We start from the raw sequence: 14,672 nt of genomic DNA on the forward strand, positions 1-14,672 counted from the left end.
TGCCCCTGCCAGGAGCGCGTCAAAGCAGAGTTGAGCTAATCCAGAGGTTCGGCGCAGGATGGCCGCCATGACCGCCACCCCGAACAGCTCGCCCAGCCAGCACCGCCCGCGCCCCCTGCTCAACCGCCGCCTCGCCGAGTTCGGGACGACGATCTTCGCCGAGATGTCCGCGCTCGCCGTCAAGACCGGCGCCATCAACCTCGGCCAGGGCTTCCCCGACACCGACGGCCCCGAGCAGATCCGGGAAGCGGCGGTCAGGGCGCTGCGCGAGGGCCACGGCAACCAGTACCCGCCGGGCCCCGGCATCCCCGAGCTGCGCACCGCGATCGCCGACCACCAGCTGCGCCGCTACGGCATGGAGTTCGACCCCGACCGCGAGGTCCTGGTCACGGCGGGCGCCACGGAAGCCATCGCCGCCTCCCTCCTCGCGCTCGTCGAGCCGGGCGACGAGGTCGTCGCCTTCGAGCCGTACTACGACTCGTACGCGGCGAGCATCGCGCTCGCGGGCGGCACCAGGGTGCCGGTCACGCTCCGCCCGACCGTCGACGGGAGTGCGTCGTTCCGCCTCGACCTCGACGAGCTGCGCGACGCGATCACCCCGCGCACCCGCCTCCTCCTCGTCAACACCCCGCACAACCCCACCGGCACCGTCCTGACCCGCGCCGAGCTGACCGCGATCGCCGAACTCGCCGTCGAGCGCGACCTGTTGGTGGTCACGGACGAGGTGTACGAGCACCTGACGTACGGCGACGCCGAGCACATTCCGCTGGCCTCGCTGCCCGGCATGCGCGAGCGGACCGTGACCATCGGAAGCGCCGGGAAGACGTTCTCGTTCACCGGGTGGAAGGTCGGCTGGGTGACGTCGACGCCGGAGCTGGTCACCGCGGTGCGCTCGGCGAAGCAGTTCCTGACGTACGTGTCGGCCGGTCCGTTCCAGTACGCGGTCGCGGAGGCCCTCGCGCTCCCCGACAGCTACTTCTCCGACTTCCGCGCCACCATGACCGCCAAGCGCGATCTCCTCGCGGCGGGCCTGGAGGACGCGGGCTTCACCGTCTTCCGCCCGCAGGGCACGTACTTCATCACCACCGACATCCGGCCGCTCGGCTTCGACGACGGCTTCGAGTTCTGCCGGGCGCTGCCCGAGCGCTGCGGCGTCGTCGCGGTCCCGAACGCCGTCTTCTACGACGACCGGGACGCGGGAGCGCCCTTCGTACGGTTCGCGTTCTGCAAGCGGGACGAGGTGCTGAGCGAGGCGGCGGAGCGACTCGCCAAACTGCAGGCATAGTTTTCCCGTTCTCCTCGCGTCCTTGTGGGCGTCAGAGAACGGGAGGGGCCATGGACCCGCAGGATCAGCTGAGATTCCGGGACTTCGTCGACGCCAGATGGGGCAGTCTGCTCCGGCTCGCGAACCTGCTCACCGGCGGCGACCGGCACGAGGCGGAGGATCTCGTGCAGACCGCGCTGATGAGGGCGCTGGGGCGCTGGCGGCACATCGACGACCCGGAGGGGTACGTCCGCACGGTGATGTACCGGCATCAAGTCAGCCGCTGGCGGCTGCGCCGGCCGCACCGCGAGCCGACGTTCGACGCGTCGCGCACGGTGTGGCGCGAGGAGGGCACGGCCGACGGCACCGCCGACGCCGATCTGCGGATCACCATGGCCGGAGCGCTGGCCCGGCTCACCCCTCGGCAGCGCACGATGCTCGTCCTGCGCTACTTCGAGGACCTGTCCGAGAGCGAGGTGGCGAACGCCCTCGGCTGCTCGATCGGCACCGTACGCAGCACCACCCACCGCTCCCTGGCCCGGCTGCGCACGCTCGCGCCGGAGCTCGACACCCGGCGGCCCGCCACGGCCCCCGACACCGCGAACGGCACCGCGCCGAAGGGGGCCCACGCATGAACGCCGACCAGCACACCGACCAGCTCGACCGCACACTCCGGGACACCCTGCAGGCCTGGGCCCCCGACGCCACGGGCCCCGCCCCCGCGGGCCTCGCCGACCGTCTCGTCCGCCGCCGCAGGCGCCGCACCGCGCTCCGGGTCGCCGGCGCCGCCCTCGGCCTCACCGCCGTCGCCTTCGGCACGGTCCTCGTCACCGACCCGGGTGGCGGGGAGCCCTCGCCCGCCCACCACGTCAGCCGCGAGGGCAAGCTGCGCTGGCAGACCACGCTGCCGGGAAAGACCACGTGGGACGCCTGCGCCATGGGTCCTGGCGCCGTGTACTGCCGGGGCGCCGGATACGACGGCATCGGCGTCGACACCCGTACCGGAAAGGTCGTATGGCAGCGGGAGGCCGAGCGCAAGGGCGACGGCGGCACCCCGGCGGGCTCGGTCACCGGCGTCCGCGACGGCATCCTCTACTCCTACGCCGACCACGCCCCGGGCACCTCGAACCCCCGCACCGACCTCGTCGCCGTCGACCTCGACAGCCACAAGGTGCTGTGGAAGCAGAAGCTCGCCGACGACAGCCGCGACGCGGACTCGGCCGTGCTCTTCGACGGCGGCGTCCTCGCCAACACCCCGACGTTCAAGAGCGCCGCCGCCCTCGACCCGAAGACCGGCCGCACCCTGTGGACGTACAAGTGGAAGCGCGCCGACTGCTCGGCGGTCGCGATCGGCGGCGTCCCGTACCTGACGTGTTCGCCGGACAGCGAGAAGGCGCCGCAGCGCAGCACCGTCGTCCGCCTCGACCCGAGGACCGGCCGCCCGCACACGGTCGCGACGGTGGCGGGGATGACGTATGCCATCGGCCGGGACGGCGACACCGTGCTGCTCGCGCGCCTCGCCGGAAAGCAGGACCACGTCGGTGAGCCGGGACCCGTCGACCTGATCCGCGTCGACACCGGCACCGGGAAAGTGACCCGGCACCGCGCCGACGGGCCGCGCGGAGGCGTGATCGCGGACGGCGTCATGCTCACGGTCCGCAGCGACGGCACCGCGCTCGCGTGGTCGGCCACCAACGGGAAACAGCTGTGGGCGAGCCCGACCGGCCTCCGACTCCGCAAGGACCCCACCGGACCCGACACGTACGAACTGGCCTCCCCCGCCGCCGTGAACCTCCCCGACCGGGTCGCCTACTTCCTCGACCCGACCGGGAACCTGGTCGGCCTCGACCTCGACAACGGCACGGTGCGCTGGCGCGGAAAGGCCGACCTGCCCGAGCAGCCGTTGCTCGGCGGCGTGTTCCCGCAGCTCATGACCGAGGGACGGCACGGCCTCATCGGCCAGACCGGCGACGCGCTGTTCCGCATCGATCCGAAGCCGACGCCGCGTTCCGGATCGTAGAACGACGAGAGCCCGGCCCCATGTGGGGCCGGGCTCTCGTCGTGGCTCAACGACTCACTCGGCGTCGTTGCCGTCCTCCGGCTTCTCCGCGGAGTCGACCTCGGCCTCAAGGCCGAGCTGCTCCACGAGCCAGCGGTCGAACTCGATCGCGGCGCGCACCCAGCTGACCGTCGACGACACGAAGTGCTCCAGGGAGACCCCGGTGCCGATCAGCATCTGCGCCTCACCGATGAGGCGGACGGTGCCGTCGTCGTGGGTGTGGCTGTAGACCTTCGGCCACAGGGTGCGGCGGTTCCAGTCGTCGATCGACTCAAGGAGCTGCGGCTTGATCTCGATGGCGTGCGGCCGGTCGTAGAACGTCCGCACCGAGAAGACCTGCTGGTCGCCCTCGCCGCGGAACATGAAGTACGTACGGAACTCCTCCCACGGCGCCGCGAGGTCACCCTCCTCGTCGGTGACGTACTTGAGCTCCATCTGCTCCAGGAGCTGCTTGACCAGGTCCTGGTCGGGGATGACGGGACCGGCCGGTCCCGCCCCCTGCTGCGGGTCGGGCTGTCCCCCGAAATTGGGAATCGAGGACGGGTCGATGCTCACTTGCTTGGTCCCTTCGTACGGATGCCGCCATCCTCTCCCACCCGGGCCCCCCAAGGGCAAGCCCGCGCCCGGAAGGGCCCGCCCTACAGCGTCTTGCCGGTGGCCGGTCCCACGATCAGGCCGTCGCCGAAGGCGTCGACGCGGACCGTGTCGCCGTCCTTCACCTCGCCGGAGAGGATCTCCTTCGCGAGGCGGTCGCCGATGGCCGTCTGGATCAGGCGGCGCAGCGGGCGGGCGCCGTAGGCCGGGTCGTTGCCCTCGTCGGCGAGCCAGGCCAGGGCGTCGTCGGAGACGTCGAGGGTGAGGCGGCGGTCGGCGAGGCGGCGCGCGAGGCGGTTCAGCTGGAGCTTCGCGATGCGCTTCAGCTCGTCCTTGTCGAGGGCGGAGAAGACGACGAGGTCGTCGAGGCGGTTGAGGAACTCGGGCTTGAAGGAAGCCCGGACGACCTCCAGGACCTGCTGCTTCTTCTCCTCGGCCGAGGTCATGGGCTCCACCAGGTACTGGCTGCCCAGGTTCGACGTCAGGATCAGGATCGTGTTCCGGAAGTCGACCGTGCGGCCCTGGCCGTCGGTGAGGCGGCCGTCGTCGAGGACCTGGAGCAGGATGTCGAAGACCTCGGGGTGCGCCTTCTCCACCTCGTCGAGGAGGACGACGCTGTACGGGCGGCGGCGCACGGACTCCGTGAGCTGGCCGCCCTCCTCGTAGCCGACATAGCCGGGAGGCGCGCCGACCAGGCGGGCGACGCTGTGCTTCTCGCTGTACTCCGACATGTCGATGCGGATCATGGCCCGCTCGTCGTCGAAGAGGAAGTCGGCGAGTGCCTTGGCGAGTTCGGTCTTTCCTACGCCGGTGGGGCCCAGGAAGAGGAAGGAGCCGGTCGGCCGGTCCGGGTCGGCGATGCCGGCGCGGGTGCGGCGCACCGCGTCCGAGACGGCGCGCACGGCTTCGGTCTGGCCGATGAGGCGCTTGCCCAACTCGTCCTCCATGCGGAGGAGTTTCTGTGTCTCGCCCTCCAGGAGGCGGCCCGCCGGGATGCCGGTCCAGGAGGCGACCACGTCGGCGATGTCGTCGGGGCCGACCTCCTCCTTGACCATGCTGCTCTTGGCGGAATCGGTCTTGGCGGCCTCTTCCTCCGCTTCGGAGGCGGCCTCAAGGTCGCGTTCGAGGGTCGGGATCTCGCCGTAGAGAAGCTTGCTCGCGGTGTCGAAGTCGCCGTCGCGCTGGGCGCGTTCGGCCTGGCCACGCAGTTCGTCGAGCTTCTCCTTCAGCTCGCCGACGCGGTTGAGGGACTGCTTCTCCTTCTCCCAGCGCGCGGTGAGTCCGCGCAGCTCCTCCTCCTTGTCGGCGAGGTCGCGGCGGAGCTTTTCGAGGCGGTCGCGCGAGGCCGGGTCGGTCTCCTTGGCGAGCGCCATCTCCTCCATCTTCAACCGGTCGACGGAGCGCTGGAGTTCATCGATCTCCACCGGCGACGAGTCGATCTCCATACGCAGCCGGGAAGCCGCCTCGTCGACGAGGTCGATGGCCTTGTCGGGCAGGAAACGGGAGGTGATGTACCGGTCGGAGAGCGTCGAGGCGGCCACCAGGGCGCTGTCGTTGATCTGCACCTTGTGGTGCGCCTCGTAGCGGCCCTTCAGGCCACGCAGGATCGCGATCGAGTCCTCGACGGACGGCTCGGCGACCAGCACCTGCTGGAAGCGGCGTTCGAGCGCCGGGTCCTTCTCGATGCGCTCGCGGTACTCGTCGAGCGTCGTCGCGCCGACCATGCGGAGCTCGCCGCGGGCCAGCATCGGCTTGAGCATGTTGCCCGCGTCCATCGCCGAGTCGCCGCCCGCGCCCGCGCCGACGACCGTGTGCAGCTCGTCGATGAACGTGATGATCTGGCCGTCGCTCTCCTTGATCTCGGAGAGGACGGTCTTCAGCCGCTCCTCGAACTCGCCGCGGTACTTGGCCCCGGCCACCATCGCGCCGAGGTCGAGCGAGACGAGCCGCTTGTCCTTCAGGGACTCCGGTACGTCGCCCTTCACGATGCGCTGCGCGAGGCCCTCGACGACGGCGGTCTTGCCGACGCCGGGCTCGCCGATGAGCACCGGGTTGTTCTTCGTACGCCGGGACAGGACCTGGACGACCCGGCGGATCTCCTGGTCCCGGCCGATGACCGGGTCGAGCTTGCCCTCGCGGGCGGCCGCCGTGAAGTCCGTACCGAACTTCTCCAGAGCCTTGTAGGACCCTTCGGGGTCGGGTGTCGTCACCCGGCGCCCTCCCCTGCTCTTCGTGAATGCGTCGACCAGCTTCTTCGCGCCGGCCCCGTTCTGTGCCAGCACGTCGGCGGCGGCGCCGCCCTTGTCCGCGATGCCGATGAGGAGGTGTTCCGTGGACAGGTACTCGTCGCCGAGGTCCTTGGCCCGCTCGGTGGCGTCGGCGATGACGGCGAGCAGTTCGCGGTTGGGCTGCGGCGGCGCGACCGTGGAGCCGGTCACGCTGGGCAGCGAGCCGAGTACCCGCTCGGCGCCCGCCCGCACCTGCGCCTGGTCGGCGTCGACCGCGGCGAGGAGGTCGGTGATGTTCTCGTTGTCCTGGCCCTCCAGCAGGGCCAGAAGCAGATGGGCCGGGGTGAGATCCGGGTTGCCCCCGGACACGGCCCGGCTGCTCGCCGCGTTGATCGCGTCGCGGCTCCGGTTCGTCAGCTCGGCGTCCACGTGCCTGTTCTCCTCCACATACGACTACGCCTGGGTGTCCTGAAACTCTGACTCATCCAACGTACACAAAGTTGAGTCTATTCCACTCAAGGCCACCGAAGACAGCCCGGTGAACCCCTGGGATAGGTTCCCGTCCATGGCCAAGCGCATCGACCTCGACGCCCCCGATCCCGCCTTCCTCAGCTTCTGGCGCGAACGGCACCTGTGCACGCTGACGACGCTGCGCGCGAACGGCACGCCCCATGTGACCCCGGTCGGGGTGACGTACGACGCCGATACCCGGATCGCCCGCGTCATCACCGGCAAGTCGAGCCGGAAGGTCGCCCATGCCGTCGAGGGGGCGGGGCACGCGGCGGTGTGCCAGGTCGACGGCCGGCGCTGGGTCACGCTTGAGGGCCGGGCGACGGTGCACGCGGATCCGGAGCGGGTCGCCGACGCCGAGCGCCGCTACACCGAGCGCTACCGGGCGCCGCGGCCGAACCCGGACCGGGTGGTCATAGAGATCGCGGTCCGCCGCGCCACCGGCAACCTGCCGCAGGAGCAGGAGCAGGAGCGGGAGCAGCAGCAGTAGTAGTAGCAACAGCAGCCGCAGCCGCAGCCGCAGTAGCCGCCACAAACACCGCAGCGGCGCCACCGTGTCAGGTACACGGTGACGCCGCTGCAGGGGGGAAGCACCTGCGCGACTACAACGACGGGGGCATCGCGTCAGGCACTGCGGGGGGTGGCTGAGGTTCGTGGGTGGTGCTGGTGGAGCGGTGGGGACTGCGAGGCGTCGGGCGCTGCCTCGCCGACCAGTTGGTGGTCCCGCTGGTCGAGGTTGACGAAGATCATCCCGTACCGGACGACCGTACGCACCGGCTGTGGGGCGCCGCGCGGCCGGCGAAGACACCGGTACGCCCGGATGTCGTCGCCTTCGCGAACCACGATGATGGGCTCTCCGAAGAGGGTGACCATGAGCGAGTCACCGTCGTTCGGAACCGCGGTCACGAGGTCGATGGTGTGCCAACCGGAGCGATAGGCGATCGCCATCTCCCGACGTAACGACCGGTCGTCGGGCGGGGTGATCATTCTCCGCCGCCTCCGGTGACCGGTGCGACTCCCCATGCGACATCATCGGTGCCGGTCACGGTCGTCACGCTGTGCGTACCGACCTGACCAGAGCCCCAGGCGACGTCACCGGGCGTAGCGGCGCCGGCGGTGCCGAGTACCAGCGCAAGCGCGCCGGCCGCTACCGCGGCACCGAGCGCTGAGCGAAGCATTCTCTTACTCATGTCGGCTTCGTCCTTACTTGATGGCTTCTTCTCCCCCGCACCACAGACGATGACTCATTCGGGCACGTGGAAACCACAGGAGCGATGCATCATGTTCCTGCACGTTCAGGACCCTGGGGGGTGGAGATTTGCCAACGAGCAGCCCAAATGCGACACATCCTCATCCAGTCACTGAGCTGTGCCCGGATGGGGAACGCCTTTACGCCATCGCACTGAGCGCGGGACGTGTCGCCCGCGCCGAGATCCAGTCAGCTCCCTGCCTGCTGGAATTCGCGCTCCTGCACCCGGATCCGGACGACGCGGACTGGCTGCGCCCGGTTCCGCCCTCGGTCGTACTCTCCCAGCGACTGCAACCCATAGAGCGGGAAATCCACGACCGACGGCAACTGTCCGGCGAACTGACCGCAGCTTTCGAGCCGTTCATGGCCATCAGCGCGCAGATGCCCGCGACGACGCACGCCATCACCGTCCTGGAGGGCGGCGCCAGGATCAAGGCGGCGCTCGACAAGGCCATCGCCGAAAGCCGCACGGAAGTCCTGACCGTGCAGCCCGGAGGAGGCCGTAGCGAACACCTGCTGAGCGAGGCCTTAGAACGCAGCCGCCCCCTCATCGAACGCGGCATCTCCATGCGCACGCTGTACCAGCACACGGTCCGCTACAGCCAGAACACCTTCGCGTACATGGACAAGATGGCGGGTGCCAGGGTAGAGATCAGGACGCTCGAAGAACTCATCGAGCGGCTCATCATCTGCGATCACGCCGTAGCCTTCATCCCCGCCGAGGCCGGCGACAGTATGGCCCTCGAACTGCGCCACCCAGGCCTCGTTCAATACCTGATCAATGTCTTCGACCACATGTGGCGGCGCGCCACCCCGCTCCAGGAAGACGTCCCGTACGAGTCGACTCCCGAAGGAATCACCGGTGTTCAGCGCTCCATCGCGAAACTGCTCATCGAAGGGCACGTCGACGAGGCGATCGCCCGTCGGCTCGGCATGAACGTGCGCACCTGCCGCGCCCACATAGCCAAGATCGCTGCCGCCCTCGGCAGCGGCAGCCGGGCCCAGCTCGGCTATCTCATCGCCCAGTCCGGGATGCTGGAGCAGGATTCGTGACGATCGACTCGCCCGATTCGGCTACGCAAGGTACGCACGGTTCTCCTGCGCAAAGCGCCCAAGCCCACACCCACGGCGCGGAGGAACTGTGCCGTCCGGGCACGGAGTTGTACGCCCGCGCCCTGCGCGAGGGCCGCGTCGAGCAACGCGACGCCGAACCCGCCCCCTGCCTCCTGCGCTTCGGCCTCCTCGTCCCCGCCGACGACGACTCGACGACGCTGAGACCGGTGGCCCCCGCGGTCGCGCTGCCGCGCCTCCTCGGCACGTACGACGAGGAGATCGCCCGACAGAGACGCCGCAGCTCGCGCCTCGCGGACCAGTTCGCCCCGCTCATCGCCCTCGAATCGCAGCGCGCGTCGATCCCGAGCACCCCCATGTTCCGCGTCCTGATGGGCTTCCACCGCATCAACGAAGCGATCGACGAGGCGGCGGGCGAGGCCTCCCAGGAACTCCTCACCATCCAGCCCGGCGGCCGCCGCCCCCCGCAGGGCCTCGCCGCCGCGCTCCCCCGCGAGCAGCAACTCCTCAGCTCCGGCGGCCGGATGCGCACCCTGTACCAGCACACGGCCCGGCACTCGCCCGCCGTCACCGCCCACTACGAGCAGCTCACGGGCGACGTCCAGGTCCGCACCCTCGACGAGGTCACCGAACGCCTCGTCCTCCTCGACCGCACGGTCGCCTTCATCCCCGCGAACCCCGACCGCACGGTCGCCCTGGAGGTCCGCCACCCGGCCCTGATCAGCTACCTCGCCACGACCTTCGACCGGCTCTGGCAGCTGGCCACGCCGATGTTCCCGCAGGCGGCGGCCGAGGAGCTGACGGCCGACGGCGTCACGACCCGCCAACGCACCATCGCCACCCTCCTCATCGAGGGCCACACGGACGCGGTGATCGCGGAACGCCTCGGCATGAACATCCGCACGGTGCGCGTACACATCGCGAAGCTGGCGGCGACGCTGGGCAGCGAGAGCCGGGCCCAACTGGGCTATCTGATCGGCCAGTCGGGCATCCTGGAGGACTGACCGCCCCGCACCGGGCGTCCGGTCACTTCACCAACCCGGCCTCCGCACACGCCTCCTGGTACTTCGGCGTGCAGATCTGCGCGAGCTTGAAGATCCCGTCCTCGACGACGGTGCTCTCGATGTTGTCCTTCGTGAGCGCGACGACGCTCACGCTCGCCGTCCTGATCTGCTTGTCGGTCGGGCTGTCGGTCCGGTCCATCGCCAACGCCTCGAACTCGATCTCCCGCCCCTGCGAGGCCCGCACCGCCATCTCGGCGGCGGTCTGCGCCTCGTCCGGATAGGGCTTGTACACACTCATGTACTGCTCACCGCTCAAGATCCGCTGCACGGCGGCGAGTTCGGCGTCCTGCCCGGTGATGGGCGGCATGTCGGTGACTCCGGCCCCCTTGAGGGCAGCGATAACACCCCCCGCCATCCCGTCATTGGCGACGTACACCCCAGCGATGTTGTCCACACCCACGGCGTTGATGGCCTGCTCCATGTTCGCCTTGGCGTTGGACGGCTTCCAGCCCGCCGTGTCGTACGACTTCGCGACGCTCACGGAGGTGGCCAGTTCGGCGCGGGCGGCGGACTTGTACTGCCCGGCGTTCGGGTCGGTGGGGGAGCCGTTGATCATCACGACCTTGTCGCGCTTGGTGGCCTTGGTGCCGCCGAGCGCGGAGATCAGCGCCTTCCCCTGCGTCTGCCCGACCAGCTCGTTGTCGAAGCCGACGTAGGCGTCCACGGGACCCTGGGCCAGCCGGTCGTACGCGATGACGTGGATCCCGGCCTTCTTCGCCTTGCGCACGGAGGCGGCGATGTCCTTGGAGTCGACAGCGTCGACGACGATCGTGTCGACCTTCGCGTCGATCATCTGCCCCATCTGCTCGCGCTGGAGCTTCGCATCCTGCTTGGCATTGGCGTAGACCAACTCTCCCTTGCCGCCCGTCAGCTTCGCCACCTGACGCTCGAAGATCGGGTGGTCGAACTTCTCGTAGCGCGCAGTCTCCTTCTCCGGCAGCAGCAGGCCGATCCTGACATCGTTGCCCTTGGTGGTCGACGCGCTGGGCTCACCGTCGTCGCCCGGCAGCACACCACCGCAGGCCGAGAGCGATACCAAGAGAACGGATGCGGCGCCGGCCGTCGCGGCGCACCGCATTCGCGTGTTCATGTGCGGATACCTCCCTGACGTGGCCGCGACGATGCGGCCGAGGTGGCTCGAAAGCCAACTCGCCCGCCCTGTGACCGTCAAGAGGTGAAGCCACACCGCAACGAAACCGGGTCCATTACTTCCTGACATGAAGTCGGTTACGGCGAATACCGGACACCTCCACAAGGCCCACAGAAGGTTCACAGGTGGCGCCCTATGGCCCTATGGCCCTATGGGTCTCCCCACGCCCCACGCACCCCTTTACGCGCCCCGGCCCCCGCAGGACACTGTTCGGCCATGAGGCGTTCCACCTCGCTCACTCGCGCCCTCGGCGCCGGTGCGCTGATCGCGGCGGCCGCCGCTCAGGTGCTGGTCTACGTTCCCGCCGACGCCCCGCGTCTCGACATCCTCGGGGCGCTCGCCGCGGCTCTCGTGCTCACGATCGCGTGGGCACTGACCTGCCGAACGGCTCCGCCACTGGCGGCGGCCGGCCCGGCACCACCCGACATCGCCGAAACCCACGAGACCAACGAAGCCCACGAGACCAACGGAGCCCACGAGACCCACGAGACCTACGAAGCCCCCAAGGCCCCCGCGATACCCGCGATACCGGCCCAATTACCCGGCCTGCGCGGTGACTTGGGCCGCACGCTGGGCACCGCGCTGATCGCGGCCGCCCCCATCACCCTGGCCTGGCTCGCCATCCGGAGCACCGGGATCCTCGACGCCGCCCTCTTCGGCATCGTCGCGGCCATCACGCTGAAGCTGACCTCTGCCATGCGCCGGGCGATGGTCTCGGACACGGAACGGACCAGGCTCAAGGTCCTGATCGAGGACGCCGCGGCGGGCGAGGTGCACGGGATACGCGTCCGCGCCGGACAACCGCAACACCTGCGCTACAGCGAGCGCGGCGACCGTCCGGGCTCGGTGTCCGTCAGCAACGACTACTTCCTGACGCTCCACGACGCGAAGGGCGAGGAGATCCCGCTCGCCGTCGACCGCCTCCGGGTCGCCGAACTCTCGCGCGCGGGAACGCTGTTGACGGATCGCGACGGCTGGCTCATCTGGCCCCGCCGCCACAAGCTGATCGAGGACGCGCAGCCGGTGGCGTTCGTCGCCGACCACGACGGCTCCACGATCCTCGGCCTGACCGCCCCGTCGGAGGTCACCCACCGCTCCGACACGGCGAGCGCCCGCGACCCCCACCCCACCAGCCGCGACCGTACGGCCCGCGCTCTGCCCCGCACCACCAAGTTCCGGACGCCGATCCACGGCCCCATCGCCGGCGGCGCCCTCCTCGCGGCGCTCCTGTGCGCACCCGTGCTGCTCCTCGACAAGGACGACCTGTCCGGGTTCCTGTCCTGGCCGCTGTGCGTACTGGCCGGGGCGGCGCTGCTGACCGGGGTGAGTCGCGGGACGTCGGCGACCCTGGACTGCACGGTCGCCGATGCGGAGTGGACGGTACGGGAGGAGTCCGACCCGGACATCACGTGACGCTTGGACTGTGGGCTGTGGGCTGTGGACTGTGGTCTGTGACGGCAAATGCCCATCAGCTTGGGGTTTCCGGTCACAGTACGAGGTCGAGTTCGGCCCAGACCGTTTTGCGGGGTGGCGGGGTGGCGGGGTGCGGTCCGCGCGGGTGTCCGTGACCTCGATGCGCAGGGCGACCGGTCGACGATCCGAAGCAGCTCAGGATCCTCGAACTGCGGTATGGCGTGAGGCATGATCCGGGCGCAGGGTCTCACCCCCAGGGAGTCGCGGGCCTTCACCGAGCAACTGCTGGGAGAGACATGAACGCTGAACTGCACTGGCACAAGAGCAGCTACAGCAGCTACAGCAGCTACAGCAGCTACAGCAGCTACAGCAGCAACGGCAGTGAGGGCGACTGCGTCGAGGTCGCCCACACCTCCGCCACCACCCACGTCCGTGACACCAAGAACGCCCAGGGCCCGCGGCTCGCCGTGAGCGACACCGCCTGGTCGGACTTCATCAGGTACGCCGCAGCGCGCTGACTCACGCCTCGAACTCGCTCAGGTCGATCGCGTACAGGCGCCGACCGTCCTCCTCGCCGGTCACCGTCATCCCCAGCTTGTGGAGAACCTTCGCCGACGGGGCGTCGCCCTCGACCGTGACGGCGACGACCCGGTCGATGCCGCGGTCCTGGAGGGCGTACTCCAGGCTCGCCTGCGCCGCCTCGGAGGCGTAACCCTGGCCCCAGAACTGCCGGCCGAGCCGCCACTGGATGCCGATGTGCCCGGCCACTCGCGGCGGAGAGTCCGGTACGTACAGGCCGACGGCGCCCGCCAGCTCGCCGGAGCCGAGCAGTTCCACGGCGAAGACGCCGAAACCCTCGTCGTCCCACTCCTCCTCCCAGCGCTCGATGTCCTCGGCGGTCTCGTCGAGGGAGCGCGGCGTGCCGTCGCCGATGCGGCGCATGACGGCGGGGTCGGTCTGGATGTCGGCGAGCGGGGCGAGGTCGTCGTCGGGCTTCCAGCGGCGCAGGAGGAGGCGGGGGGTGCGGATCTCGGTCATGGGCCCATCCTGCCTGTACGTACGGAGACCAGGGTGCAGCGAGGCGCCAGGTAGTACGCTGTAATACATGGAAGCCACGGCACGCGAGCTCAATCAACAGTCCTCGGCACTGCTCGACCGTGTCGAGCGCGGCGAGGAAGTCACGGTGACGCGCAACGGCCGCGCCGTCGCCCGCATAGTGCCGATCGGTCACACCGACATCCCACCGCATCCGACGACCCCCATAGGGGCCATAGACCTGCCGGAAATCGACTTGGGCGACCCTATGACCAACGAGGACATGGACGAGATCCTGCGAGGCATGGGGGAATGACGATCCCCGTCGCCATCGCGGACACCAACGCCCTCATCCGACTGCTCGCCCCTCGCGAGAAGGGTCACGCCGAGCACAGGAACGCCTTCGCGCAGATGGCCCACCTCGTCGTCTCCCCGCTCGTCCTCGCAGAGCTGGACCACATCGTCACCGTCCGCTCCGGGCCCGCACCCGCGCTGGCGGCGGCTCGGTTCATCGAGACGCAGCGCGCCTTGAACCGCTTCACCGTCCCGGACCTCGCCCCTCACCTGTCGACCGCCATCGCCGTTGCCGAGGGGTACACCGATGCACGCGGAGGCAAGGGCATCGGCCTGACAGACGCGATGAATGTCGCCCTCGCCAAGGCGTACAGCACCGATGCGCTGTTCACGACGGACAAGGATTTCCGCATACTGCGACCGTTGACCGGGCACGGGGCGTTCCGGCTCCTGCCCGAGGACCTCTAGGGACAACGGAAAGCAGCACGAAGCCCGTCCCGTCCTCGCCCGCCTCGACCTCGACCTCGACCGTGCTCAATACAGCTGGAGCCCGGTGGCGGCAACCACGTAGAAGACCAACGGGTACAGCACGGTGAGCACACTGACGGGCAGGCCGATCAGCACGAACACGAGGAAGAGGAGCGAGCGGGCGGGCGGGCGGGCGGTGACACCTCGCCGAGGCCTCATACGGCGCTCGTCGAGGGGGTCGTAGGTCACTTCGATCCGCTCCGGGTCCCGGGC

16 protein-coding genes and 1 pseudogene are annotated in these 14,672 nt (G+C 69.6%); 11 read left to right on the plus strand and 6 right to left on the minus strand.

Annotated elements, in window-relative coordinates:
* Positions 1 to 58: 58 nt before the first annotated feature.
* Genes RBJ65_RS12485 through RBJ65_RS12495 form a run of 3 tightly spaced genes read left to right on the plus strand, consistent with a single transcriptional unit; the run spans position 59 to position 3,284 of the window.
* Complete coding sequence (locus tag RBJ65_RS12485; RefSeq protein ID WP_306318422.1) at positions 59 to 1,285, plus strand: pyridoxal phosphate-dependent aminotransferase; 1,227 nt, start codon at positions 59 to 61, stop codon at positions 1,283 to 1,285.
* A gap of 50 nt (positions 1,286 to 1,335) precedes the next feature.
* Positions 1,336 to 1,899 (plus strand): SigE family RNA polymerase sigma factor, encoded by a 564-nt coding sequence (locus tag RBJ65_RS12490; protein ID WP_306318421.1) that lies wholly within the window; start codon positions 1,336 to 1,338, stop codon positions 1,897 to 1,899.
* Complete coding sequence (locus RBJ65_RS12495) at positions 1,896 to 3,284, plus strand: PQQ-binding-like beta-propeller repeat protein (RefSeq protein WP_306318420.1); 1,389 nt, start codon at positions 1,896 to 1,898, stop codon at positions 3,282 to 3,284. Before RBJ65_RS12490 ends, RBJ65_RS12495 begins: the two co-directional genes overlap by 4 nt.
* Before the next feature lie 54 nt (positions 3,285 to 3,338).
* Here RBJ65_RS12495 and RBJ65_RS12500 read toward each other — a convergent pair whose 3' ends face one another.
* Both RBJ65_RS12500 and clpB read right to left on the minus strand, forming a co-directional pair.
* Entirely contained in the window at positions 3,339 to 3,878 is a 540-nt protein-coding gene (locus tag RBJ65_RS12500; RefSeq protein WP_306318419.1) for a YbjN domain-containing protein, read from the minus strand.
* Between the two features lie 83 nt (positions 3,879 to 3,961).
* Entirely contained in the window at positions 3,962 to 6,574 is a 2,613-nt protein-coding gene (gene clpB / locus RBJ65_RS12505; protein ID WP_306318418.1) for an ATP-dependent chaperone ClpB, read from the minus strand.
* Positions 6,575 to 6,710: 136 nt separating this feature from the next.
* On the opposite strand from clpB, the gene RBJ65_RS12510 reads away from it, so the two are divergent.
* Positions 6,711 to 7,145: a pyridoxamine 5'-phosphate oxidase family protein gene (locus RBJ65_RS12510; protein WP_306318417.1), complete on the plus strand. Its 435-nt coding sequence runs from the start codon at positions 6,711 to 6,713 to the stop codon at positions 7,143 to 7,145.
* Between the two features lie 134 nt (positions 7,146 to 7,279).
* Here RBJ65_RS12510 and RBJ65_RS12515 read toward each other — a convergent pair whose 3' ends face one another.
* A complete protein-coding gene (locus RBJ65_RS12515; protein ID WP_306318416.1) occupies positions 7,280 to 7,642 on the minus strand; it encodes a hypothetical protein in 363 nt (120 codons plus the stop codon).
* A 331-nt stretch (positions 7,643 to 7,973) separates the two neighbouring features.
* Between RBJ65_RS12515 and RBJ65_RS12520 the strand changes: the two genes are divergently transcribed.
* A complete protein-coding gene (locus RBJ65_RS12520; protein ID WP_306318414.1) occupies positions 7,974 to 8,957 on the plus strand; it encodes a helix-turn-helix transcriptional regulator in 984 nt (327 codons plus the stop codon).
* Between the two features lie 86 nt (positions 8,958 to 9,043).
* Positions 9,044 to 9,979 carry a helix-turn-helix transcriptional regulator gene (locus RBJ65_RS12525; RefSeq protein ID WP_306318641.1) on the plus strand — a complete coding sequence of 312 codons (936 nt, stop codon included), beginning with the start codon at positions 9,044 to 9,046 and terminating at the stop codon, positions 9,977 to 9,979.
* Between the two features lie 22 nt (positions 9,980 to 10,001).
* Here RBJ65_RS12525 and RBJ65_RS12530 read toward each other — a convergent pair whose 3' ends face one another.
* Positions 10,002 to 11,129 (minus strand): sugar ABC transporter substrate-binding protein, encoded by a 1,128-nt coding sequence (locus tag RBJ65_RS12530; RefSeq protein ID WP_306318413.1) that lies wholly within the window; start codon positions 11,127 to 11,129, stop codon positions 10,002 to 10,004.
* 276 nt (positions 11,130 to 11,405) lie between these two features.
* Between RBJ65_RS12530 and RBJ65_RS12535 the strand changes: the two genes are divergently transcribed.
* The 3 genes and pseudogenes from RBJ65_RS12535 (at position 11,406) to RBJ65_RS12545 (ending at position 13,120) form a co-directional block, all read left to right on the plus strand.
* Positions 11,406 to 12,602 (plus strand): hypothetical protein, encoded by a 1,197-nt coding sequence (locus RBJ65_RS12535; protein WP_306318412.1) that lies wholly within the window; start codon positions 11,406 to 11,408, stop codon positions 12,600 to 12,602.
* A 167-nt stretch (positions 12,603 to 12,769) separates the two neighbouring features.
* Positions 12,770 to 12,902 (plus strand): annotated as a pseudogene (locus RBJ65_RS12540) (transcriptional regulator); the annotation flags it as partial.
* A complete protein-coding gene (locus RBJ65_RS12545) occupies positions 12,899 to 13,120 on the plus strand; it encodes a DUF397 domain-containing protein (protein ID WP_306318410.1) in 222 nt (73 codons plus the stop codon). The pseudogene RBJ65_RS12540 and the gene RBJ65_RS12545, both read left to right, overlap by 4 nt.
* A gap of 1 nt (position 13,121) precedes the next feature.
* Here the strand turns inward: RBJ65_RS12545 and RBJ65_RS12550 are convergent, their stop codons facing one another.
* Positions 13,122 to 13,640, minus strand: a complete 519-nt coding sequence (locus RBJ65_RS12550) for a GNAT family N-acetyltransferase (protein ID WP_306318409.1) — start codon at positions 13,638 to 13,640, stop codon at positions 13,122 to 13,124.
* Between the two features lie 67 nt (positions 13,641 to 13,707).
* On the opposite strand from RBJ65_RS12550, the gene RBJ65_RS12555 reads away from it, so the two are divergent.
* Complete coding sequence (locus tag RBJ65_RS12555) at positions 13,708 to 13,953, plus strand: type II toxin-antitoxin system Phd/YefM family antitoxin (protein WP_306318408.1); 246 nt, start codon at positions 13,708 to 13,710, stop codon at positions 13,951 to 13,953.
* Entirely contained in the window at positions 13,950 to 14,399 is a 450-nt protein-coding gene (locus RBJ65_RS12560) for a PIN domain-containing protein (RefSeq protein WP_306318407.1), read from the plus strand. Before RBJ65_RS12555 ends, RBJ65_RS12560 begins: the two co-directional genes overlap by 4 nt.
* 66 nt (positions 14,400 to 14,465) lie before the next feature.
* Here the strand turns inward: RBJ65_RS12560 and RBJ65_RS12565 are convergent, their stop codons facing one another.
* Positions 14,466 to 14,618 carry a hypothetical protein gene (locus RBJ65_RS12565; RefSeq protein WP_306318406.1) on the minus strand — a complete coding sequence of 51 codons (153 nt, stop codon included), beginning with the start codon at positions 14,616 to 14,618 and terminating at the stop codon, positions 14,466 to 14,468.
* Positions 14,619 to 14,672 lie beyond the last annotated feature (54 nt).

It is taken from the genome of Streptomyces sp. KL109B (assembly GCF_030766935.1).
Lineage (GTDB): Bacteria > Actinomycetota > Actinomycetes > Streptomycetales > Streptomycetaceae > Streptomyces.